The sequence below is a fragment of the Tunturiibacter gelidiferens genome (assembly GCF_051013345.1).
Classification (GTDB): Bacteria; Acidobacteriota; Terriglobia; order Terriglobales; family Acidobacteriaceae; genus Edaphobacter; species Edaphobacter gelidiferens_A.
Map to the genome: position 1 here is coordinate 2,619,425 of NZ_CP132939.1, position 21,135 is coordinate 2,640,559.

The following is a 21,135-nucleotide window of genomic DNA, read 5'->3' on the forward strand; positions in this document are numbered from 1 at the left end:
CCATAGTATCTGTCACGGTGTAGCCGTTGTCGCGAACCGCAACTCAGTCAAAAGGACCGATCCTTCGGTCGCTCCAGAGATCAGCGAGGGGTGGAGGAGGGGTTAGGAGTGTTTGATATTTCCATACGGAGTGCGCCGACGGGAGAGGCGAGGCTGGCTCCGGCTGCTTCGATTGCGCCCATCATCTTGAGAACCAGGCTCTCCTGCTGAGCGAGAAAGGCCGTCCAGTCGGCGCCTCGCTTGCGGTAGTAGGCAGAGACCTCGATCTGTGGACCAGAGGGGGTCAGGTTGATGAGCCGCGCTCTCGCCGAGCTTTTGTCGATATCAGGATGCCCCCACAAGATCTCGGTGATCTCGTCCAGCACGATCTCAACTACGTCGTGACGAGTGTCGAACTGCAGGGTAAATATTTGGCGGAGCCAGAACTGATCGCGGAGCTAGAAGTTTTGCAGGCCGACTTCAGCGACCTTTGAGTTCGGGATGGATACGATCGAGCGGTCCAGGGTGCGAAGGCTCAGAGCGCTGACCCCGATGTCTTCCACGGTTCCGGTAATGCCGTCGATCTGGCAAAAGTCGCCGACGCGCACGGCGCCGCGCATGATGATGGAGAGACCGCCGAAGAGGTCGGCGAGAGTCTTTTGCGCGGCGAGAGCAAGTGCAATACCGCCTATTCCGAGGCCGGCGATGAGGGCTGAGACATTCACGCCGGCGCGACTCAACAGCGCGACGATGAGAACAAGGCCAACGAAGATCTTGAAGAGCCGACCGAGGAGGCCGACGAAGGTAGCCCGCTCGACCTGCGATCGCTGGAAGTATCGATCGCACCCAAAATTGACGAAGATGTCGGAGATACGCACCAAAAGCCATGCAACACCTGACCCATCCAAGAACGAGCCCAGCGATCCTCCAGTAGTTTCGACCGAGCGCAGTAATGGCATGTCCCCCGGCCGCGCGGCTCAGGATTGCCAGCGTCAGACAAAAGATAGGCGTCTTCAGCGCGAGAATGGAGTCCTCAACTCGGAATGACACTCTCTTTCGCAGAATTCCTTTGACCAACCAGATCATGGCCTTGCTGAGGAGGGATGCGGCGACAAACGCGAGCGCAACGAAGAAGAGAATGCTTACCCATCGCCATAGAGGTACTGAGAGGAAACGAACGCGCGCCATCCAGGCTGGGAAAAAGTGCTCGTAATCGGTGGGGTGCAAGCCGGCGTATGCGGCCGGAACGAGTTGGAGCGTCTCCTGGGAGAAGAGCCAAACGGCTGGCTGGCCGGGGCGCTCAACCTCATCGAGCATCACCTTGAGATCGCCAGCGGGAGTGCTTACGGTCCCGACATTTTCCCGCGATAAGCGCTGCTGGTCTTCGACGTTACCGTTGGGCGAGCGCGAGAGATCGTCGATGCTGGTGGATAGTCCTTGATCAAGTAGATACTTCAGCTGTTGGGCCAGTTCCTGGGCTTGTTTGCCTGATCGCTTTCCGTCGAGATAATTCGCGGCCTTTTCGTAGTCATTCGCTTCGGCCGCGCGTAGGAATCCAAGGACACATCCGTGAGGTGTGGTGCGGCCTAGCGGGTCGACAGGCACGGGCGGAGGTGCAGGAGCGGTGGCTGTTGCGGGAGATGGGATGGCGGAGACGGGAGGTGTTGTGGCAGGAGGGACCTCAGGCACCGCGCTTTGACTATCCGCCGCGTCTGCTGAGTGCGGCTGCTGCCAAGCCTTCGCCTGAGTGCTGCTGCTGGCGGAGCACAAGACGAGGATGAAGAACAAGAATTGACAGACTTCGTGGCGACTTCGACGGGGTTGGCTTTTCAGGACGCCTCTCCAATCTTCGCCAATCAGGCGCTAGCAGCTATGGGTCTCAAACAGTAGAGAATAATTGGGCCAAGAATCGATGTGGTCATTGGTTAGTTGCAGAGCGATGGTTAAGGTCGAACCCTCTGGATGCGACAGGATGCACCTACTTAGGCGGGGTTTCATTCTTGGAACCAGCACCGTTCCAGTCGATGATATTGACAAGCTTCCAAGGATTCTTGCGAAGCTCGAACTGAAGTTGACCTTGTTTGTTGATGATCAGCTGAGCAGCAGGATAGAGAACACCGGCACTCTTGTTCTTGTCTGAATCATTCAGGTCAAATTCGCCCGCGGTCAAATCGTAGGCAGTGCTTGGGCCGCCGTTATAGGCTTCGGCGAATCTGATCGGTCGATTCGTCGCAAACCGAATCTTGCGACCCGTGGGCGAGGGAATCAGGGCAATGTAACTGAGGTCGAAGCCTACTGTGCCTGTGATGGCGATCCGGCCAACAGGTTTCATGTTGGTGAGTGCTTTCACCAAACCCTGGCTTTGGCCCTTCTTGAAGGCATCGACGAGGACCTGCCGGTCCTCTTGTGTGGAAAATTGTTGGATGATCACCTTGACGGCGACATTTCGGCCCATCTGGGTGCTGGTTCCCATCGCCTGAGCGTCGATCGTCTCTGATTTCCTGTCGTCCGCAGAAACGGGCACGGCGGCGAGAAGCAGCGCGAGCACAAGACCGCCAGAGCCGAATTTCCTAGCGGTAGCGGGTTGCATCTTGAGGTTCGTTTTCATATCTAACCCTTTCGGTATTGCCTGAGCTGACGGCAAGAAGAGTGACGGTATCGTACGTTCAACACGAGGTTTGCCTAGAAGAACGAAGTGACTATTATTGTGCAGTTTTGGGCTGAATTGCGACACTGGCAAAAGTGCTAGCAATTGGTTATGAGAAATAAATGTGATTAGGAGTGTCCTCACCGATCATGGGTGGGCGCTTAAAGCCGAGATAAGGGGAGGGCACTCCAAGCGAATCGAACTAAAGGAGGGGCTGGCAAGAACACACCGAGGAGATGTTGGCGACTGAGTTTTCTTGCGCTCCGTCCAATTCCGCGTGCCGCTCGAGTACCTACAGCCACTCTCCCATTGAGAATACGTCCCTAAGGTTCTGTCTTCGTCTGTGTCATCTCCCCCTCCATGTTCCCTGCAGGTGAAACCCTACTCAACGCTGCTGAACCGGCTGCGAGAAAGAAGCGGCGCGATACGATCCTGTTGCTGACTCTTGCTTTCCATTTGATGGCGCAAGCGCCTCCACTGTCTTTCATTAACAGTTTGGTTGAGCAGAGATGATTCAGTACTCCGCTTTCTCGCCTGCTGCAGGAACAGAAGTCGGAACACCTGGGGTGCCGGCATAGGTGATGAGCAGCACGGTGGGCTCATCACCAGACTCGCCTCGATGCACATCGTCCACTGACTCCCCTACCGCTTGTCCCTGATGAACAACCTGTGTCTTGCCGCTGGCCTTGTCATGCAGCGTAAGCGTGCCTGAAAGCACGTAGACGACATTTGGGAATGGATGCGTGTGCCATGGCAGGACGGTGTGTGGTGCGATGGTCAGCTTAATCGTCGTGAGTTGTGGCTGACCCGTTGGGTAGTGTGTGTAGGGCTTGCCGTTCCACGATTGGGTTGTTTGCAGCAGGATTTCGCGTTGACCGCTTGCAACGCTACTCGCGCGAGTTTGAGCGAGTACGGCCGTCAGAGATGCTCCGGTGACGATAGCGGCAATTCCAATGCTGTGATATTTGGAAATCATGTTGGTTGTCCCCATTTGGGTTGACGGTCCGTTCGAAACTCAGCGTGGCCCGGCTATTTGCCGGTGTAAGATACGCGCCAAACGCTGCGAGAGCCGTCATCTGTCACGTAGAGAGCGCCATCATGGCCCACGGCTACTCCTACCGGTCGGCCCCAGACCTGTCCATCCGCGGTAACAAACCCGGTAAGAAAATCCTCGTACTCGCCGGTGGCTCTGCCGTTCTTCATGGGAATGCGGATGACTTCGTAGCCTCCGCGATTCGCGCGGTTCCAGGACCCGTGTTCGGCTGCGAATCCGTCACCGTCGTACTCGGAGGGATAGGTGGATTTGCTAGTGGGGTAGAAGGTCATTCCGAGGGAGGCCATGTGGGGTTGAACCAGAACATCGGGTGTAATCACCTTGGACTTGAGCTCAGGATGGGTGCCCATCAGGCGCGGGTCCTGATGGGGCCCCATGTAGAACCATGGCCAACCATAGAAGCCGCCTTCTTTCACGGAGGTCACATAGTCTGGAACGAGGTTGTTTCCGAGGGCGTCACGCTCGTTCGTGGAGCACCAGAGCTGACCGGTAATAGAGTTGATCGCTTCGCCGACGCAGTTACGAATGCCGTAAGCGTACACTTCAACAAATTTGCCATCAGGAGTGTATTCGAGTACATCCGCCCGATGGAATTCGCTGGGATGCGTGTCAGGGTCGTCGGCATTCGATCCACTTCCAACTGAGACAAGCATGCGCTTGCCGTCGGCAGAGAAGATAACATCGCGTGTCCAGTGACCACCGCCACGCAGTTGGGCATAGCCAGGAAGATCGGGCACGATTGTTTCAGGCGTGCGGGTAGCCTTAAGATCTCCAGACTTGTAGACGAACCTGACGACGGTCGTGGCATTTCCGACATAGATCCATTGAGGATTCGCACCAGAAGGATAAAACGCAATGCCAAAGGGATGATCGAGACCTGTGGCGTAGGTGCTGATGGTAGCTGCCTTCCCGGCATCGGTAACGCCGCGCAGTACTAGTATGGAGCCGGCCTGCGAGTCCGCTACGAAGAGATCGCCATTGGGTGCAGCATGGATGATGCGGGGCATTACGAAGGTGCCAGAGGTAGGCGCGTGCGTCTCCTTCTTGTTTTCGGATCGCTGCATGGGCGTGGCTGCGTCACCGCCCGCATACAGCTGGACCGTAAAACCGGTTGGGGCAATGGGCCACGCGGCCTCAGGCCTTGGAACGAGAGAGGGACCGTTGTCTACAGACTCGGACGGCTTTGGTTCTGGTAGGTCTGCTACGGTAATTTTTCGCCGGACGCCCGGTTTCTGCTGCGTGTAGTCCGCGAAGGCAGCCTGGCCGGTGATCGTCTGCTGGGCGTGGAGAGCAGACGGAAGAAGGGTGGTGAAGGTGAGAGGGGCTAATACGTGGAACTTTGCGAAGCGTGAACGTCTCATCATTCTTATCTCCAGATCTATATTTTGGCGACAGTCGATTGTGCAAAGGCTTAGCTTGGCAACGCCTCAACCACGCAGACTTGCGGGAGGATGGCTTACCGCAGACAACTTGTCGTACGCGGCCTGAGGGAGTTCAAGACCCGCAGCAACGATATTCTCCTCCAGGTGCCTGACCGAAGACGTTCCGGGAATAGGCAGGATCACTTTGGAACGTTTGAGTAGCCAGGCCAAGGCGACCTGCAAAGGAGTCGCCTCAAGATCGTTTGCGACTTTCTTGATGGCGTCGTGTGCCTCCTTCGCTTGACCAAGGGGAGCCCACGGAAGGAATGCGATGTTGTTCTGCTCGCAATAGTCGACGATAAAGTCAGACTCCCGATCAGCGAAGCTATAGCGGTTCTGTACAGAGACAATCGGCACGATCACGCGGGCTCTCTCTACGTGTTCGCGAGTCACATTCGAGAGCGCGACATGGCGAATCTTACCTTGCTCGCGCAGTCTGGCCAGTGCTTCTATCGAAGCCTCGAAGGACACGGCATTATCGGGCGCGTGCAGTTGGTAGACGTCTATGCGGTTAACATGCAGGCGCTTTAGACTTCCCTCGAGTGCTTCGATGAGGTGTTTCGGGCTGGCATTATGCGTCCATTGGCCTGGTCCGGGCCGCTCCCATCCACCTTTTGTCGCGATTACCAATCCTGCTGGATATGGATAAAGGGCCGCTGCGATTAATTCTTCGGAAGTGCCAGGACCGTAGGAGTCGGCTGTATCGATCAAGTTCACACCGAGTTCAATCGCACGCCGCAAAGTCGATAGGGCAGCGGTCTTGTCTGCGGGAGGCCCCCACACTCCTGCCCCAGTGATGCGCATTGCGCCATAGCCCATCCGGTTGACCGTGATATCGCCACCGATAGTGAACGTGCCGGCAGCTACAGCTGAAAGAATCTGTTCCTTATTCATTAGACTGCTCCTTTTCGTGTTGAGAATTTGGAATGCGTGTTGAGAATGGCCGATTTTTCGACAGTGATGCTCAAGATATCTCTTCTCATGTTCATCTGTGTTTCCTCTCTATCGGTTTTGAGATGGTCGGGGTCCAGAAATCGTCGGGCAGATTGACAACGATCGGCTCTGGCGTACTTCGCACGACCACCCATCGGAATGGATTTTCCTCCGACAGGTTTATTTCCTGATGCGGCAACCAGCTCGGAACATGCAGAAAATCTCCCGCCCTAACAGTGGCGGAATGTCCTCCGAAATCGCCCCACCGCACACACGCCTCTCCTTCCAGGACGTAAACGACGGTGTCCTGTTCGCCGTGGTGGTGAATGCCGGTCTTAGCTGAAGGCTCGACCAAAAATATGCCTGCCCATAGCGAGGAGACGATGCCATGCATCGTTGCAATGGCGGACATCCTCAGCGATCCCGGTGTCTGCTGGGTCTCGCTGCTTAGTTCAGTGGGATGCACAACGCTGATCGTTGAATTTGATCCCGGTTGGGACATCGACCGAATGGTGACTCCCTGTTGAATTGCAATCAGGTCAGCTATCGGGTGAAAGAGCGAGTTATCAGGTTTGCTTCCCATGTATAACCTCCAAGTGGTTCACGATTGTCTTTGCCCAAAAAATGTACTGTACTGTACATTACATATAAGATGCACGCGCCGGCGAATTCGACGCATCAGCGATCCAGGGATCCCGATGAAAAAGAAGCACATAAAATGCTGTTATTACAAGAGAAGTGAAGTTGGGGATCGCAGTGATTTTTTTGCATTCAGTAAAGGAGAGATGGATGCCTAACAAGATTTCGCGCGGAGAAGCTCGAAATGTCAAACTTCAGAGAGTCGCGGCGGACCTATTTCTGAAGCGCGGCTATGAAGGTGTCACCATCGACAAGATCGTTGAGTTCGCCGGTGGTTCGAAGAGCACCGTCTACAGCGAATTCGGCGGGAAGTGTGGGCTGTTCATCAGCAGTATCGAGAATCTCTGCCGCGAGTCGAATGAGCCGCTCGCGAAGATCGATTACACAGGATTGAACCTTGAAGAGAGCCTGAAGAAACTCTCGTTTTACATTCTGAAGCTCATCAGCGCACAACGGTCCGTGGATCTTCATCGCCTGGCCATCGGTGAGGCGGCGAATTGTCCCGAAGTAGGCGAGGCGTGGTATACGCACGGCCCTGCCAGAACGGCATCCTTCATACGATCTGTATTAGAAAGTCATCGGGAAGAGTTGCGAAAAACAACTGTTCCGATTGAACGGATTGCGGTGATGCTTCACGACTCATTGACAGGAGACATCCTTTACCGTCTGTTAGCAGGAGTCGGTAAGCATAAAACTGATGCAGAATTCGAGCGATTGGCTTGCGCCGCCGTCGACCTCATTCTCGGGAACGTTTGTACCAATGTGCCTTAAAAAGCAGTTATATCTCGCACATGCCATAGAGGTTTTACTGCCGCTTACTTTGATAGCGGCTTAGTTAGCTTCCAAACGCTTCGACGTCTTTTGAGGATCGGCCTCAGCATCTGACGTACGCAGTAGATCAGGCGGCGGCGACATTCCGTGGCGAGGGGCGCCACATGCAGGACACGCCTGGGGTTTCGGGGTAATCTCTGCTCCACAGCATGCACAAAAAGCGGCCATGTCGTAGTCTCCACAATTGCAATAGTGTTTCGATGAGCGCAAGTAGCGTAAGGATTCGAGACGGCCGGGTTCAACCCATCAGCATCCTCGCCACAGAAAGCGTGCGTGTGAGTAGACTAGAGCGCATCTCACCAATCAATTTCAACCGGTTTGCTGCAGTTCGCCGAACTTTCCGGGTTTACCCGTCGTCCAGGCACCTCCGGGACCGGTCTTCACGAACGAAACCCTCCTATCTGGATTTGGCCCTTTAGCTTGATATTCAGATTGTTGAATACGATCACAGGTGTGTGTCAGAAGGCCGGATTCGGCCGGCGAGTTCAGAATCAGCCGAACATGATGCAGACTGTGCTGTCGCTCGTTGAAGCCATTGGTCGGGCGGATCCGGCTTACGAGCGACGATGCAATTCGCTCAGAGACTTTGAAAAGATCTTGCAGATCTGGCTCCGTTTGGATCCTTTCAGACCAGATCTGAAATCCATCTGCAGGATCAACGACCCTGGAGGTAATGCGCAATAGGTTGTTATCGTGGCGCACCGTACCTTCGAGTACGATCTGAACGTCCAGCTTTCGGGCCAGAGAACGAATGCCCATAGCTTTCGCGACCAGCGGCGCTACTGAACTTGCGGCGGTCACGCGAATCCCATCTGTCCGCACCAGTTCGTGAATCAAGTCATCGGTGATCAATTGAGCACAAATACCAGACGAGGCGGTGCCGGAAGCGTCTAAGAAAGGCAGAACCGCTATCCGGATGACGTCTCCACCAGTTAGAGAGTCACGAGGAGCGGCTTCTGTGGCAGTAAAGTTCACACGTCCACGTTGATTTCGGAACATAGGCACATAGCTGCCAGGCCGACAGTAGATAGAAAGTGGGTTGTTCTTGCCAACGGATTCGTAGTATTCCTTCAATTTACTTCGCAGCCTGCGAGCTTCACCGCGCACAATCGAGTCCTCATTGGGACGATAGGAACTAGGGCGGTCGTACACCTCCGTGCCGATCAGATATTCCTTAGCATCTCCCCATCGCCTGCCAGCGTTTTCTCCACAGTAAACCGAAGAAATCGGCCTAGTCGGTCGGATTGAACAAATATGGAACTCTCCAGAATTCGAGAGAGCTCATCACGAATCGCGTCTTCGGAGATCGTCTCATTGCTCTCGGGTTCGCTCGCAAAGAGACGTTTTTCTATCACATCCGAATCAGCCAGGCGGTTTCGGACTCCTGAGTAGCCAACCGGAGGTCTGAATACCGCTTTCACTTCCTCCGAATCACGGCTCTGCTGGTCATTTGCATCAAATGCATCAAACATCTTCGCTGTCCTCCGTTCCTTTTCTTCGTTCGGACGTATTCCTATCTGCCGTCTCTCTTGTGACCCATTCACGGATATAGGCTGGACAATTTTTAAGTTCGACTCCGTTTGACTCGCTCACTCCCAGCAGTTTTATGGCTTCCCGGTCCACGATGAGAACGTCTTTGAGATCGATGGTCACTACGCCCTTTTCCTGTTCCAGCAAGGCCCGCAGCGTATCCGTACACTCCTCCGTAATTCGTCCACTGATGTACAACATCGCGCGGTCCTGCCCGGTAAGTCGGCGGTCGATTCTGCAGGTCATTGTTGGCTTACGCTCCTATCCTTCTGCTCACTACTGCTTGAGTGATTGCAAGTCTTCTGCCAATGCGTAAAGTTAGGAAAAGACACGAGCAGCACCATCACATGGTGTCGAAATGAAAAGGGATTTGTCGGGAATTGGGTGATTCCGGTGAATATGGTGGTTCTGGTGATTGCCGCGCGGGCTTCAGCGAAACTTGAACCTGGTTTTGTCGATCTCTAGGGCTTTGATGCGGTGGTCGAGGGTAGATGGTGGAATTCCAAGTCTGGCTGCCGCCCCTGACGGTCCGGAAACCCGCCCTCTAGATTCGGCCAGCGCCGCCTCGATGATCTCCCGCTCGCTGCGGGGTTCAGCTTCTACCTTGAGAGGTGCGGGAGTTTGAACCCGAGATGCTGCCCCAGAAGATCCTTTGGAGAGCCACGACTCATCGACGGAAAAGACTTCACTGGAACATAGAATAACGGAGCGCTCAATGACGTTCTGTAACTCGCGGATGTTGCCTGGCCATTCGTAGTACTGCAGCAGATCTACAGTCTTTTTGTCGATGGAACGGATATTCTTGCCTGCACGGGAAGCATATCGCTGCACAAAATACTCGACCAGCATCAAGATGTCGTCCTTCCGCTCGCGAAGGGGCGGTACCTCGATGGGAAACACGTTTAGCCTGTAAAAGAGGTCTTGGCGGAAGGATCCATTTGGATACGGCTGCTTCGAGATTTCGATTGGTGGCAGTGACGACCCGAACGTTAACCTGGATGGACTGATTTCCGCCGAGGCGCTCAAATTCCCGTTCCTGTAGCACTCTCAGCAACGCTACTTGAGTGTCGGGCAAGAGTTCTCCGACTTCGTCTAGAAAAATCGTTCCCCCGTCTGCAAGTTCGAAACGGCCAATCCGCCGTTGTGTCGCTCCCGTGTCGTATCCTCACGACACAATGGGTTCGGCGCGCCAATGACGCCAGATGTGGATGCGGCTCAGAACGTGATCGCCGACCCAACTCATGACAACGATCCGGTCAAAGAGAAAACTACGCCTTCACGCGCGAATGCAGCTGACTCTTGGGGTCCAGCTCCAACAAAAAGGCTTCTCTGGCTAATCTGGCACCCGTCTTCCTGCCATTCCTCAACAATGGACCCGTGTTCGGGCTGCCAGGAACGGACGCGGGAGATTTTCGCTATCGCACTCAATTGAGTGGTGATTGGGGCGGGCTGCGAACAGATCTAGCTCGTCATGGATTTTTCTTTGATCTTTACTCCACGAGTGCTTATCAAGACGTAGCGTCAGGTGGTCTCAAAACCGGCAACACGTCCATACAAAACACCCAGCTTTCGATGAATCTGGATACCGGGCGCGCCGGACTCTGGCCGGGCGGCGTAGTCCACATCACCTTGGAATCCAGATATGGAAGCTCTTCGCCGCAAAATACTTTTACCGTGGGTTCCACTGTGCCTCAGTACACCGGGCTGGCCTTTCCCGGTCCCTTCTTCGTCCACGATGTCCTTCCCCGGAATATTTCCTACTTCAGGCGCTGACGCCCAAATTCTCCGTCATCTTAGGCAAGGCCAACGTGCTCACCCACGCCGATCAAACCTTTTTCGGCGACAGCTACAAGTACTACTTCGCGAACCTGAACTTCAACAAGAATCCGATGGCCCTAAATTTTTATAACACCAATGCGCTGGCAGCGATTGGCATCTGGACGCTTTCACAACGGGTAACCGTTGTTGGCGGCGTGTACGATCCCAATACCGAGGCAAATAATTTTGCAACGAAGGCGTTCGATCGGGTCAACGCTTACGGCATCGCAATCTTTTCATATAAAATCGGCAACCTGCCCGGCCAATCCTGGGCGCAATATAACTGGACCAACAAGCCGAAAATCGATTTGACGTCACCATTTGGGCAGTTGTCGCCGTCGGAGGTTCCGCAGGCTGTCGGGGTTCTGTTGGGGACTCCTTCGACCCAGGCTTTGCCCATCAACTATAAGGGTACGAGTTGGGTTACGGTCGGAAACTTTTCGCAGTATCTCTTTGTGAAAGATCGGCCTGAAGCGGCCGCCAAGAAACTCGGAAGCGGCCAGCCGCTCAGAGGAATCGGTCTGTTCGGTCGCATCGGATATGCTCCCGAGGAGACCAACACTATCACGCGTGATGCGAGCGTAGCGTTGTTTTCCAATGGCCTCTCTGATCACAGGCCCAATGACAGTTTTGGATTGGGAACCTATCACAATGGAATCAGTCAGCCTTTGAAAAATGACTTCCAGCGGCTCACCGGAGCCGCAGCCAATGTGAAAAACGAGAACGGGCTCGAGGTCTTCTACGATTTCGCGATCACTCCGGCGATCAGGCTGATTCCAAGTTATCAACACATTTGGAACCCTATGGCCGCTGGGGTAGCGAACAATGAACACCACGCGGACGTATTTCTTCTTCGTACGACTTTGACATGGTGAGGAAGAATCGTTCGGTTGTGAGTGGTATCCACTGCGCCGAGAGGATCAAATGCTGAAACAATCTCCAACGTTTTCGACAATTCGTACACCTTCCACCTATCCGGCATCGCACAAGCGTTACCTTCGAGGCTATCGGGGGATTTGCGTGTCCCTTACCGAGAAATCGCTCTGTCCCCCACGCGCCATAGTGATCGCATCGGAGAAAACCCTCCGTTGCCGGTTTACGACACGTCCGGTCCATGCACGACGCCGACGTGCGGATCGACCTGTCTCGCGGATTGCCCGACCTTCGCATCGACTGGATTAAACAACGCAATGATACCGAGATTCTTTCGGGTCCGACTTCCGAGTATGCGCGCTGGCGTGAACGAGATCTGTTGACGTCCCACTTGCGCTCTCCTTCTCCGTTTGTGTCTCGTCGCGCACGCAGTGGTCGCAACGTAAGCCAAATGCACTATGCCCGTAAGGGGATCATAACGCCGGAGATGGAATTTGTTGCTCTGCGTGAATCGATGCACTCCTATGAGTTGTTAGAAGACCCGGCTTACCGCTCGCTTCTCTCGCAGCATCGCGGTCAGCCTTTCGGCGCGCAGTTTCCCCCGGATCACGCCCGAATTTGTCCGCGAAGAAGTGGCCGCCGGGCCGCGCAAATCGTTCCCGCCAACATTAACCACTTCGAACTGGAACCGATAATCATAGGCAGGAATTTCAGAGTCAAATCACGCCAACATCGGCAACTCCGCAGTCACCTCTTCGCCCGCAGAAGAAGTGGACAAAATGATCTGGGCCATACTGGGGTGCAGATAAACGGGCTTTATCGTCATGGTTTCTTGTTTACGCCTACTATCGTCGAGGAAGTTTTGGGCCTATTGTCCGGGCGGTCAAGCGGACGCTGGCGCTGTCTGGATGTGAACTGCTCTGCGGCTGTGATTGGATCTTTGAATAATTGAAGTGAGATGCAAACATGTTTGTCATCGTGGACGGCAAGACCTGCCTTTTGCCTGAACTTCGAACCCTCGACGCGTTACTGCGGGTTTCTCTCACCTGCCGTTCCGTTCGCGGTAGCGCGCAATGAAGAGGTTATTCCGTAGGGACCTACGAAGAATGCGTTGTCTCCATGGGAGACAGGATCGGGCCCGTGTACTGGGCCGAGTTGATTGTCGGCCTGGTTACTCCATCAGTGGTGTAGTAGATCGCTGCCCATGCGGTTGCATCGGTGATGGTGATCTGTTGCGAAGATATCGCGGCGGTGCCTGCATGCCGTTGCACCGGATGGCAGCACAACTCGCTTGGGTGGCAGAATTAATTGCATTCGGCAATGGAGAGACTTCATCAAGGACGACAAGTTTATGGTGCATATGCAATAATTTGCGACGTCGTGGTCCCACGCAGCTCTTGCTGCAAAGACTGCGGCCCTGCCGGTCCAACCGAAGATCTGCGGGATGAATCTTGGATAACACTGTTCATTCTGGTCCTCTCCTCGGACTTGCTCTACTTCTCCTCGTTCTGAAGATACGGTGCGGCTCACATCCGGCTGCTGTGCCAAACACACCACTTCACTCCTGTAATACGAGGTCACACATGAGTCTCTTTGGAACTCCAACTACTGTCATTAAACCCCTCATCCTGTGCGCTGCACTCTGCGGCGTCACGCTGCCAGCTATCGCGCAGTACAACTCAACAATCTTTGGACCAAACGTTTACGTCTTCGATCCGTCAGTACCGGGCTCTGTCATTAATTCAGACATCGCCTCTATCTCCAATCCCACGGTAAGCGGTGGACAGTTCAGCAGCAACCGCGCCGCAGTTCTATTCAAGCCAGGCACATACTCCGGTGTAAGCCAAGAGGTGGGCTTCTATACCTCCATTGCCGGCTTGGGATTGACTCCTGACTCGACGGTTTTAAATGGCGGCGGTCTGTATCTCGATGTAACCGACAGTAATGGCAACCTGACGACGAACTTCTGGCGTTCGATGGAAAATTTGCGCATCAACGTGCCTACAGGCAACACCGAAGCCTGGGGTGTCTCCCAAGGTGCTTCGCTTCGTCGCATCCATATTGCCGGCGGTCTCGAGCTTACAAACCGGAGCTGCGGCGAGGCGAGCGGCGGTTTCATCGCCGACACGACGGTAGACAACGTCGTCAACGCCTGCTCCCAGCAACAGTGGTACACGCGCAACAGTACCATGGCCTCCTTCACGGACAATGTCTGGAACTTCGTCTTCTCCGGCGACACGTTTACCGGCACGGCACCGTCGAACACCTTCCCAAAGAACACTATTCTCTCGACGACGCCGGTGGTCCGCGAAAAGCCCTTTCTCTACCTCGACAGCAGTGGGAACTATAACGTCTTTGTGCCCACGGTTAGAACCTCATCGAGCGGCGTGGACTGGACCGCGAACGGAGGGTTGGGGACCGGCTATAGCGATGCCATCAGTACCTTCTTTATTGCGACACCGTCAAGCACAGCCGCGCAGATCAACTCTGCACTGTCCTCCGGCAAGAATCTCATCCTTACACCCGGCATCTACCAACTCACTGCGCCGATCAGCATCACCAACGCAAATGCGATCGTCCTCGGCCTCGGCTACCCGACGCTGATACCGCAAAACGGTGGCTCCGCAATCACGGTTGCCGATGTCGATGGCGTACAAATCGCCGACCTGATGATCGACGCCGGCCCGTCCAACTCCCCCGTACTGATGCAGGTTGGCGTAGCAGGCGCGACACGCGTAAGCCATGCCAACAATCCAACCTCGATCAGCGATGTGTCTTTTCGTATCGGCGGTGCCGAGGCTGGTTCGGCTACCACCAGCCTTGAACTGGATAGCAATAACGTAATCCTCGATAACGTCTGGGCATGGCGAGCCGATCACGGCACCGGTGTGGGCTGGACCACCAACACAGCCTCGCATGGCCTCATCGTGAACGGCGACAATGTGACCGCACTCGGGCTTGCAGTCGAACACTACCAACAGAGCCAGGTGCAATGGAACGGCAACAACGGCGAAACTATCTTCTATCAAAGCGAGGATCCTTACGACGTTCCAAGTCAAAGCTCATGGACCTACAACGGCGCCAACGGCTACCCCTCCTACGAGGTGACCTCAAACGTCTGCTCGCATACCGCCTACGGCCTCGGTATCTACTCTTTCTTTAACGTTCCAAATGTAACGATCCTGCAAAGCAATGCGCTTCTTGCCCCCAACGTCTCCGGGATTAATTTCACCAACATGGTGACTGTGATGCTGAGCGGTTCAGGCGGCATTAGCAACGTCATCAACAACACTGGTGGTGCCACAACGTCGGCCGGTGCCCCTCACGACTTCACGTCTTATGCCGGAAGCGGCACGTGCTCGACTGGAGGGACATTGAACGTCGATATCAATTCGGGCGGAACAGCCGTATCACCATTCGTCGCGGACACAGACTTCTCCGGAGGTGGTACCTTTGCCGTGACGCATGCGATCTCCACCGCAGGAGTGACCAATCCCGCGCCGGCAGCCGTATACCAGGATGCTCGCGAAGGAACCATCACTTACACTGTCCCGGGTTTCACGGCAGGCAGCACACATACCGTAAGGCTGCACTTCGCGGAACTCTACTTCAAAACTACAGGTCAACGTGAGTTCAATGTCGCCATCAATGGGACACCCGTTCTTACGAACTTCGATATCGTGGCGGCTGCAGGTGGTCAATACAAGGCCAACGTGCAGCAGTTCACTACTACGGCGAACAACTCAGGGCAGATCGTCATCCATCTGAGCAACGGCAGCGTCAACCAACCGGAGATCTGTGGCGTCGAGATCCAGTAAGGAAACGCTCTTTTCGATGACACATGATCAGTAATCGACCGATCAATCACCGCAGACTTCGACGGTCTGCGGTGATCTTTCGAAACGCCGCCCGCTGCTTCTAGTTGTCCCATACATGCTGGAAGCCGCAATGGGTTAGAACGAAACTCGCATGGCCCCGACTGAGGAAGCCGATTCCTTCGTCTTTGTAGAGTATGTGGATCGAGCCACCGACGCCGCATGGGAGCAGATGCAGGAGGAACCCGGCTCGTCGCCAAGGGAAGCCGGCACTATGTCCAGAATGACTGACGGGATGTCGCGATTCAGGTAGTACATGAGATGGTTGAACGGGGGCGGAAGTAATCTACAGCCCAACAACTCACCGGAGTCGCATCGAGTTAAGCGATACTTCAGTCTCGACAAACACTCTCCTCGTCAGTGAATTTCCGAATTGTCGGCTAACCGCACCTTACTCCCCTGAACTAGAACCGGACATCGTCCTGACCGAACCGCACCGCGGCACCACACGCCTCCGGCGTGGATCATAGCTGGCGCACTAGGTGGCAGCATAACGTCGCATTTAGTGGCAGCATTCCATTGCGCGGGGTGGCAGCATACCGATGCACTGAGTGGCAGAATGGATTGTATCTGCAACTACAAGCCGACTTGGACGAAGCCGCTTCGAGAGCGGCAGACGCATGCGCGGACGGTTGAGGCAGCCCTGATGGCGCTGAGCAAGTTGTGTGGCAGGGGTATCTCTCAGCGCATGAATCGACCTTTGCTGGAGATGGCCGAAATCGTTCACTGTGTCGGTGACGACTTCATAAGCGCAGTCGCCGGCGGATTAGCGAGCAACATCAGAAGGGGTTCCCTCCTACGGGACATAGCGCGATCGGCTATTGTTGATCAATATGTAGGAGCGATATCGGGCAGCAACTATGTCATCGGGACCGCAAAATCGCAGTACTTTACCGACGTCGTGAGCCGCTTGTATAGTGTCAGGCTCGCCGCCGTCGAACTGTGTGCTGTTCCAGTTGAGCTGATAAGGGCGAGGATCTACTGACTCAGGAAGCGGACGATCTGCTCAGAATAGACGATATTAGCGCGGAGGAGCCTCGGCACCTACATTTCTGGGTACGTTTCGAAGAACGACACGCCTCGCTTTGTCTGCGCCTTCGCTCGGGCATGAGCTACTCGAAGAGGGAGATGGCGACCCGGAGATCGTCGGCCAGGCGCCGGTATAGCTCCTGTATGGTGCGGAGCGCCAGTATCTGGTCGGTGGTCTGTGGCGGCTCCGAGTCGATCAATTCTTCGATGGCCTCAATGTCGGTCGCGACAGATGCAAGCTTTTCGTTCAAGAGATCTGAGGGGGCTTGTGGCATGGCAAACAGCCTATCACTGGGAGGGCGTCGGTATCGATGAAGGAAAGACCATTTTTGCCTCCGAGTTCCGGGTGTATCGTCGGCAAACAGCAAGTTAGCCAGCTAGCCAATCAGGGAGGAGAGCAACTTCCGTATGGACCGTCAACCGTCTAGAAGTTCTAGACGGCAGTGATCCCGCAATTTACCGCAGGATTCTTCGATGAGTGCCTCGGCGACTTGCAACAAATGAGAAGACAACTTCCGGCTGGCGATTCGCTCCAGGAGCTGTGACGACTTACTAGTTGCGTCTCATCAAGGGCTTAGGTTTGAACATCTTGCTCTTGGGCTCTTTTTTGATGGTCCTGTGAGTTCACAACTTTTTGCAATTTGTTGCTCCGTTGTGACATATCGCGGAGTTTTCTCGCTTATTCTTCAATCCGATGGAGATGGGGCGTTTGTCAGAGTGCACTGGGCGCCTCTCCGAGAGAGTCGATATGGTGAAGTTTCAAGTTCGCCGATGGTCCGACCGCCCCCGCATGTTGGTGTTCATGCTCGGAGTTATGCTGCCCGCGGCCGCGCTCATCGCGGTCGGTGTATGGCACCTCAGGACCATACAGCGTGAAAAATCGATCGAGGCTGTCTTTCAACGGGAGTATCAACAGGTTCTGGCTATCGCCGAAAAGCGGATTGATGCGCGGGCCTATGATATCGCCGAGGAAGCCAGTGCGAAATTTCCCGAGGCGAACCAAGGCGGCAAACTCGAGGATTTCCTGAAGTCACATCCAGACATTGCCCTTGCATTCCTCTGGACAGGGAAAGGCCACCTGGAGAGTCAATCTCAGCCTGGGCGGATGGGCGATCCTCAATTTGTTAGTGAAGTCGGACATTGGTTTGATCTGGAGCCCGAAGACTGGATCGCCAAGCTCAAGAAGATCGAGGCGAAGGAAGGGCGGCACGTCTACCTTACCGACAATTGGGTCACCAGGGGTGACAAGATGCAGTACCAGTCTTTGGTGGTATTCATGCCGCGCGGTTCGACTGCGGAGCATCCCGCTCTGGCAGGGTTTGTCTACGATACCGACTATCTGAGCAACAAGTTTTTTCCGCAAGCGCTGAACGAAGTGCTGCCAAATCAAAACCAAAACGATACATCCCATCCTCAACCAGTGATCATGGTCAGGACTGCAAAGGACCACGCTCCTTTGGCTGCTTCGATTTGTTGGGATGGAGGTTCGCCTGAAGTAGAGCGTGGGTTCGAAGGAGTCTTCCCAGGACTGATTCTGGGAATGAAGCTGCGCGGGACCACGTTCGCGAACATCAGCAACCACTTTGTGCGGACGGCCTTCCTTATTCTCGGAGCGCTTTCGCTGCTGATGGGCGGAGGAATGCTGCTCGCCTATCGAAACGTGTCGCGCGAACTTGCACTGGCGAAGTTGAAGTCCGATTTCGTCTCGAACGTCTCACACGAGCTGCGAACTCCTCTGGCGCTCATCCGCCTTTACGCAGAGACGCTCGAACTGGGACGCATCTCCAACCCCGAAAAGCGTCAGGAATATTACGAGATCATTCGCAAAGAGAGTGAGCGGTTAAGTTCGCTGATCAACAATATTCTGGACTTCTCGCGCATCGAGTCCGGCAAGAAAGAGTACGACTTCCGCGAGACGGATGTGGCCGATCTGGTACGGGGCACGCTGGAGTCGTATCGTTTTGAAATCGAACAAAACGGTTTCCAGTTCGAACAGAAGATCGATAACGATCTGCCGCAAGTGAGTGTGGATCGCGAAGCGATTGCGCGTTCGCTGCTGAATCTGGTGAACAACGCGGTGAAGTACTCGGCGACGGAGAAATACCTTGGTATAAACCTCTACCGGCACAATGGCGACGTCAATCTTGAGGTTGTCGATCATGGGATCGGCATTCCCGCGAAGGAGCAGCCGAAGATCTTTGAGAAGTTCTATCGAGTGGGTGATCCAATGATGCACGACACCAAGGGAAGCGGACTGGGGCTGTCTCTGGTGCGCCATATCGTGCAGGCACATGGGGGTGAAGTCGCGGTTGAGAGCGAGCCCGGTCGAGGCAGCAAGTTCACCATTACTCTGCCAGTGCAGACTTCAGAGGTCCAGCAGGCGAAAGGGATGCCGGCATGAGACAGAAAGAGAAGACGAAGGTAACAGAAACACCGAGGCCAGCGAGAATTCTTGTAGTGGAGGACGAGCCCAATATGGTGGCTGGACTTCGAGACAACTTCGAGTTTGAAGGCTATGAAGTACTGACAGCGGGAGATGGAATCGAAGGCCTTCAGAGAGCGCTCGAAGAGTCCCCCGATCTAGTGGTCCTCGATGTCATGATGCCGCGCATGAGCGGACTGGAAGTATGCAAACAGCTACGCGCTCAACGTGGTTCGATTCCGATCATCATGCTGACTGCCCGCGGTCAGGAACTAGACAAAGTGGTGGGCCTCGAGCTCGGCGCGGACGACTATGTGACCAAACCGTTCTCAATCCGCGAGTTGTTGGCGCGAGTGAAGGCCGTGCTGCGACGCACGGCAGTGGTTCCCAAAAATCAGGATCAACACTCGTTCGGTAACGTGGAAGTCGATCTACGACGTCAACGAGTGCTCAGATCAGGCAAGGCTCTCGATGTCTCCTCTAAAGAGTTCGAGCTATTGAAGTACTTCATCTGTCATTCGGGCGAAACGCTCAGTCGCGATCGTCTTCTGGAAGAGGTTTGGGGGTATGAGAATTTCCCAACTACCCGGACGGTGGATACGCACCTGGTACGTCTGCGCCAAAAACTCGAACCCGATCCCGAACAGCCACAATACTTTCTCACAGTGCATGGAACAGGGTATCGGTTCGTCGGCTAAGGCAACGATCAAAATCTAAGAGGTACGGATTATGAACGACGGCAAAGTACTACCAAAAAGTGAAGGCAAGTTCCGGACTAGCGGCGGGCGCCAAAGTTACAGCATGCCACAATCCTCGATGCTGGCGTCGATGCCGCTACCATCGGACCTGCCTCTGCAAGACGAGAGGGACTCGCTTCTGCGAGAGAAACTTGATCTCCATTCCCAGCTGTTCGAGGCAGCACAGATCCAGCGCAAACTAAGCGGCCCGCGCGAGTTTCGCCGCGGTTGTTTACAGTTCGCAAGCGAGGTCTTCGCGGCGCGCTTTCTTCCTGGAGATTTCACGTCGTTCCTGCAAAGCGAGTCCAGGGTTCTTTTGGCGCACGGAGACATTGCCGGTAAAGGAGTTGCGGCTGGCATGTGGTTCACTAATCTGGCCGGGCTTTTGCAAAGTTACGATCGTCCGAGTTCCAACCCGGCAAAGATCGCCTCCGAGATAAATCGCCACCTCTGCTATTTGCGGCCGATTGCGCCGTTCGCCACCGCATTTCTCGCGCGGGTTGACTGCAATCTTGGAGATCTGACCTACTGCAATGCCGGCCATTTTCCGCCAATATTGCTTCGCGCGGATGGACGGATTGAACTGCTCGAAACAGGTGGCCCGCTGTTAGGTGCTATCGAAGGTGCGAAGTTCGAGTTGGGCAAACTGACTCTCGAACCCGGAGACACGCTTGTCGCATACTCCGATGGTGTACTTGAATGCCGTAACACTTCAGACGAAGAATTCGGGCTGGATCGGATTGTAGCGGCTCTGCGAGGCGCCGAATCGCCGCTCGCTCAAGCCACGCTCATGATGCTACTCGCCACCTTACAAGACTTTGCGAACGGTAGTCCGCTTTGCGACGACGTCAGTTTGACAGTGATTCAACGCGACGCGACAGGCCGACACCTGACAGCACTTGCCGGATGATTTCGTATTTCTCAACCCACACTGTCCTCGCCGTTTACCAGGCGATGCTTCCGCTCCTCCGCGAGTCGTCGGATGCCCGCATCGTCAACGTGTCGAGCGGAGTAGGCTCGCTGACGATGAACGCAGACCTGCCTTTCCCGTGCGTTCTACGGTCCGGTGTACCCCGGGTCCAAGGCGGCTCTCAACGCGATAACGATGGCCATGATGACCGAACTAGAGTCGACCGAGATCAAAATCAACTTGGTCTCCCCGGCTTTCACCAAGACGAACCTCAATGGCTATGCGGGTACCGAGTCTGTTGAGGACCGATCTCGCGAGGTTGTGCGCGTTGCACTCCTCGGCCCGGAGGAACCGACAGGTACATTCACGCGCTGGGAAAGCACAAGCATCCCTTGGTGATCGGCAAGGGCGAAAGCACACCGATCGGTATATCCCCT

General features: G+C 54.9%; 25 protein-coding genes and 2 pseudogenes. 13 read left to right on the top strand and 14 right to left on the bottom strand.

The genetic code is table 11. The annotated features are described in order from the left end of the window. Nucleotides 1–80 precede the first annotated feature (80 nt). Nucleotides 81–365 carry a hypothetical protein gene (locus RBB80_RS12895; protein ID WP_433968580.1) on the bottom strand — a complete coding sequence of 95 codons (285 nt, stop codon included), beginning with the start codon at nucleotides 363–365 and terminating at the stop codon, nucleotides 81–83. Nucleotides 366–437: 72 nt separating this feature from the next. After that, a complete protein-coding gene (locus tag RBB80_RS12900; RefSeq protein ID WP_433968581.1) occupies nucleotides 438–938 on the bottom strand; it encodes a mechanosensitive ion channel family protein in 501 nt (166 codons plus the stop codon). 244 nt (nucleotides 939–1,182) lie between these two features. Between RBB80_RS12900 and RBB80_RS12905 the strand changes: the two genes are divergently transcribed. Next, complete coding sequence (locus RBB80_RS12905) at nucleotides 1,183–1,350, top strand: hypothetical protein (RefSeq protein ID WP_433968583.1); 168 nt, start codon at nucleotides 1,183–1,185, stop codon at nucleotides 1,348–1,350. Between the two features lie 607 nt (nucleotides 1,351–1,957). Here the strand turns inward: RBB80_RS12905 and RBB80_RS12910 are convergent. The 5 genes from RBB80_RS12910 to RBB80_RS12930 all read right to left on the bottom strand — a co-directional run bounded on the left by RBB80_RS12910 (nucleotide 1,958) and on the right by RBB80_RS12930 (nucleotide 6,617). Continuing rightward, nucleotides 1,958–2,713: a hypothetical protein gene (locus tag RBB80_RS12910; RefSeq protein WP_433968584.1), complete on the bottom strand. Its 756-nt coding sequence runs from the start codon at nucleotides 2,711–2,713 to the stop codon at nucleotides 1,958–1,960. Between the two features lie 427 nt (nucleotides 2,714–3,140). Then, the gene (locus RBB80_RS12915) at nucleotides 3,141–3,602 is read right to left on the bottom strand and encodes a cupin domain-containing protein (protein WP_433968586.1); all 462 of its coding nucleotides are present in this window, start codon (nucleotides 3,600–3,602) and stop codon (nucleotides 3,141–3,143) included. Between the two features lie 53 nt (nucleotides 3,603–3,655). Next, nucleotides 3,656–5,041: a PQQ-dependent sugar dehydrogenase gene (locus RBB80_RS12920; protein WP_433969654.1), complete on the bottom strand. Its 1,386-nt coding sequence runs from the start codon at nucleotides 5,039–5,041 to the stop codon at nucleotides 3,656–3,658. A 66-nt stretch (nucleotides 5,042–5,107) separates the two neighbouring features. Further along, nucleotides 5,108–5,995, bottom strand: coding sequence for an aldo/keto reductase (locus RBB80_RS12925; protein ID WP_433968588.1), 888 nt, complete (start codon nucleotides 5,993–5,995; stop codon nucleotides 5,108–5,110). A gap of 91 nt (nucleotides 5,996–6,086) precedes the next feature. Beyond that, on the bottom strand, nucleotides 6,087–6,617 hold the full coding sequence (locus RBB80_RS12930) for a cupin domain-containing protein (protein WP_433968590.1): 531 nt from the start codon (nucleotides 6,615–6,617) through the stop codon (nucleotides 6,087–6,089). Nucleotides 6,618–6,823: 206 nt separating this feature from the next. Between RBB80_RS12930 and RBB80_RS12935 the strand changes: the two genes are divergently transcribed. Further along, nucleotides 6,824–7,444, top strand: a complete 621-nt coding sequence (locus RBB80_RS12935; protein WP_433968591.1) for a TetR/AcrR family transcriptional regulator — start codon at nucleotides 6,824–6,826, stop codon at nucleotides 7,442–7,444. A gap of 369 nt (nucleotides 7,445–7,813) precedes the next feature. Here RBB80_RS12935 and RBB80_RS12940 read toward each other — a convergent pair whose 3' ends face one another. The 5 genes and pseudogenes from RBB80_RS12940 to RBB80_RS12960 all read right to left on the bottom strand — a co-directional run. After that, on the bottom strand, nucleotides 7,814–8,578 hold the full coding sequence (locus RBB80_RS12940) for a hypothetical protein (RefSeq protein ID WP_433968592.1): 765 nt from the start codon (nucleotides 8,576–8,578) through the stop codon (nucleotides 7,814–7,816). An 89-nt stretch (nucleotides 8,579–8,667) separates the two neighbouring features. After that, on the bottom strand, nucleotides 8,668–8,976 hold the full coding sequence (locus tag RBB80_RS12945) for a hypothetical protein (protein WP_433968594.1): 309 nt from the start codon (nucleotides 8,974–8,976) through the stop codon (nucleotides 8,668–8,670). Next, nucleotides 8,969–9,280, bottom strand: a complete 312-nt coding sequence (locus RBB80_RS12950; protein WP_433968595.1) for a hypothetical protein — start codon at nucleotides 9,278–9,280, stop codon at nucleotides 8,969–8,971. Before RBB80_RS12950 ends, RBB80_RS12945 begins: the two co-directional genes overlap by 8 nt. A 183-nt stretch (nucleotides 9,281–9,463) precedes the next feature. After that, on the bottom strand, nucleotides 9,464–9,934 hold the full coding sequence (locus RBB80_RS12955; RefSeq protein WP_433968597.1) for a helix-turn-helix domain-containing protein: 471 nt from the start codon (nucleotides 9,932–9,934) through the stop codon (nucleotides 9,464–9,466). Between the two features lie 49 nt (nucleotides 9,935–9,983). Next, nucleotides 9,984–10,178: pseudogene (locus RBB80_RS12960) on the bottom strand (sigma 54-interacting transcriptional regulator); the annotation flags it as partial. A 155-nt stretch (nucleotides 10,179–10,333) separates the two neighbouring features. On the opposite strand from RBB80_RS12960, the gene RBB80_RS12965 reads away from it, so the two are divergent. From RBB80_RS12965 to RBB80_RS12980, 4 genes and pseudogenes are all read left to right on the top strand, one after another. After that, nucleotides 10,334–10,807 carry a hypothetical protein gene (locus RBB80_RS12965; RefSeq protein WP_433968598.1) on the top strand — a complete coding sequence of 158 codons (474 nt, stop codon included), beginning with the start codon at nucleotides 10,334–10,336 and terminating at the stop codon, nucleotides 10,805–10,807. 35 nt (nucleotides 10,808–10,842) lie between these two features. After that, complete coding sequence (locus tag RBB80_RS12970) at nucleotides 10,843–11,727, top strand: carbohydrate porin (RefSeq protein ID WP_433968599.1); 885 nt, start codon at nucleotides 10,843–10,845, stop codon at nucleotides 11,725–11,727. Between the two features lie 21 nt (nucleotides 11,728–11,748). Beyond that, nucleotides 11,749–11,925 (top strand): annotated as a pseudogene (locus RBB80_RS12975) (hypothetical protein); the annotation flags it as partial. Nucleotides 11,926–11,966: 41 nt separating this feature from the next. Continuing rightward, the gene (locus tag RBB80_RS12980) at nucleotides 11,967–12,677 is read left to right on the top strand and encodes a hypothetical protein (protein ID WP_433970159.1); all 711 of its coding nucleotides are present in this window, start codon (nucleotides 11,967–11,969) and stop codon (nucleotides 12,675–12,677) included. 145 nt (nucleotides 12,678–12,822) lie between these two features. Here RBB80_RS12980 and RBB80_RS12985 read toward each other — a convergent pair whose 3' ends face one another. Further along, a complete protein-coding gene (locus RBB80_RS12985) occupies nucleotides 12,823–12,996 on the bottom strand; it encodes a chitobiase/beta-hexosaminidase C-terminal domain-containing protein (RefSeq protein WP_433968600.1) in 174 nt (57 codons plus the stop codon). Nucleotides 12,997–13,308: 312 nt separating this feature from the next. On the opposite strand from RBB80_RS12985, the gene RBB80_RS12990 reads away from it, so the two are divergent. From RBB80_RS12990 to RBB80_RS13000, 3 genes are all read left to right on the top strand, one after another. Beyond that, entirely contained in the window at nucleotides 13,309–15,543 is a 2,235-nt protein-coding gene (locus tag RBB80_RS12990) for a malectin domain-containing carbohydrate-binding protein (RefSeq protein WP_433968601.1), read from the top strand. A 151-nt stretch (nucleotides 15,544–15,694) separates the two neighbouring features. After that, a complete protein-coding gene (locus RBB80_RS12995; protein WP_433968602.1) occupies nucleotides 15,695–15,853 on the top strand; it encodes a hypothetical protein in 159 nt (52 codons plus the stop codon). Between the two features lie 456 nt (nucleotides 15,854–16,309). Next, entirely contained in the window at nucleotides 16,310–16,585 is a 276-nt protein-coding gene (locus RBB80_RS13000; protein WP_433968603.1) for a hypothetical protein, read from the top strand. A gap of 127 nt (nucleotides 16,586–16,712) precedes the next feature. Here RBB80_RS13000 and RBB80_RS13005 read toward each other — a convergent pair whose 3' ends face one another. Then, nucleotides 16,713–16,904, bottom strand: coding sequence for a hypothetical protein (locus RBB80_RS13005; RefSeq protein WP_433968604.1), 192 nt, complete (start codon nucleotides 16,902–16,904; stop codon nucleotides 16,713–16,715). 473 nt (nucleotides 16,905–17,377) lie between these two features. Here RBB80_RS13005 and RBB80_RS13010 point away from each other — a divergent pair, with 473 nt between their 5' ends. The 4 genes from RBB80_RS13010 (at nucleotide 17,378) to RBB80_RS13025 (ending at nucleotide 21,097) form a co-directional block, all read left to right on the top strand. Further along, a complete protein-coding gene (locus tag RBB80_RS13010; protein WP_433968605.1) occupies nucleotides 17,378–19,030 on the top strand; it encodes a sensor histidine kinase in 1,653 nt (550 codons plus the stop codon). Next, entirely contained in the window at nucleotides 19,027–19,749 is a 723-nt protein-coding gene (locus tag RBB80_RS13015) for a response regulator transcription factor (RefSeq protein WP_433968606.1), read from the top strand. Before RBB80_RS13010 ends, RBB80_RS13015 begins: the two co-directional genes overlap by 4 nt. 31 nt (nucleotides 19,750–19,780) lie before the next feature. Then, complete coding sequence (locus RBB80_RS13020) at nucleotides 19,781–20,698, top strand: PP2C family protein-serine/threonine phosphatase (RefSeq protein WP_433968608.1); 918 nt, start codon at nucleotides 19,781–19,783, stop codon at nucleotides 20,696–20,698. Nucleotides 20,699–20,899: 201 nt separating this feature from the next. Beyond that, nucleotides 20,900–21,097: a hypothetical protein gene (locus RBB80_RS13025; protein WP_433968610.1), complete on the top strand. Its 198-nt coding sequence runs from the start codon at nucleotides 20,900–20,902 to the stop codon at nucleotides 21,095–21,097. Nucleotides 21,098–21,135 lie beyond the last annotated feature (38 nt).

Excerpts from the sequence above, each read along its gene's own strand:
- RBB80_RS12900 (WP_433968581.1), bottom strand. The coding sequence starts at position 938 with ATGCCATTACTGCGCTCGGTCGAAACTACTGGAGGATCGCTGGGCTCG.
- RBB80_RS12915 (WP_433968586.1), bottom strand. The coding sequence starts at position 3,602 with ATGATTTCCAAATATCACAGCATTGGAATTGCCGCTATCGTCACCGGA.
- RBB80_RS12920 (WP_433969654.1), bottom strand. The coding sequence starts at position 5,041 with ATGAGACGTTCACGCTTCGCAAAGTTCCACGTATTAGCCCCTCTCACC.
- RBB80_RS12925 (WP_433968588.1), bottom strand. The coding sequence starts at position 5,995 with ATGAATAAGGAACAGATTCTTTCAGCTGTAGCTGCCGGCACGTTCACT.
- RBB80_RS12930 (WP_433968590.1), bottom strand. The coding sequence starts at position 6,617 with ATGGGAAGCAAACCTGATAACTCGCTCTTTCACCCGATAGCTGACCTG.
- RBB80_RS12935 (WP_433968591.1), top strand. The coding sequence starts at position 6,824 with ATGCCTAACAAGATTTCGCGCGGAGAAGCTCGAAATGTCAAACTTCAG.
- RBB80_RS12945 (WP_433968594.1), bottom strand. The coding sequence starts at position 8,976 with ATGTTTGATGCATTTGATGCAAATGACCAGCAGAGCCGTGATTCGGAG.
- RBB80_RS12950 (WP_433968595.1), bottom strand. The coding sequence starts at position 9,280 with ATGACCTGCAGAATCGACCGCCGACTTACCGGGCAGGACCGCGCGATG.
- RBB80_RS12980 (WP_433970159.1), top strand. The coding sequence starts at position 11,967 with ATGCACGACGCCGACGTGCGGATCGACCTGTCTCGCGGATTGCCCGAC.
- RBB80_RS12990 (WP_433968601.1), top strand. The coding sequence starts at position 13,309 with ATGAGTCTCTTTGGAACTCCAACTACTGTCATTAAACCCCTCATCCTG.
- RBB80_RS12995 (WP_433968602.1), top strand. The coding sequence starts at position 15,695 with ATGGCCCCGACTGAGGAAGCCGATTCCTTCGTCTTTGTAGAGTATGTG.
- RBB80_RS13000 (WP_433968603.1), top strand. The coding sequence starts at position 16,310 with ATGGCCGAAATCGTTCACTGTGTCGGTGACGACTTCATAAGCGCAGTC.
- RBB80_RS13005 (WP_433968604.1), bottom strand. The coding sequence starts at position 16,904 with ATGCCACAAGCCCCCTCAGATCTCTTGAACGAAAAGCTTGCATCTGTC.
- RBB80_RS13010 (WP_433968605.1), top strand. The coding sequence starts at position 17,378 with ATGGTGAAGTTTCAAGTTCGCCGATGGTCCGACCGCCCCCGCATGTTG.
- RBB80_RS13015 (WP_433968606.1), top strand. The coding sequence starts at position 19,027 with ATGAGACAGAAAGAGAAGACGAAGGTAACAGAAACACCGAGGCCAGCG.
- RBB80_RS13020 (WP_433968608.1), top strand. The coding sequence starts at position 19,781 with ATGAACGACGGCAAAGTACTACCAAAAAGTGAAGGCAAGTTCCGGACT.
- RBB80_RS13025 (WP_433968610.1), top strand. The coding sequence starts at position 20,900 with ATGATGACCGAACTAGAGTCGACCGAGATCAAAATCAACTTGGTCTCC.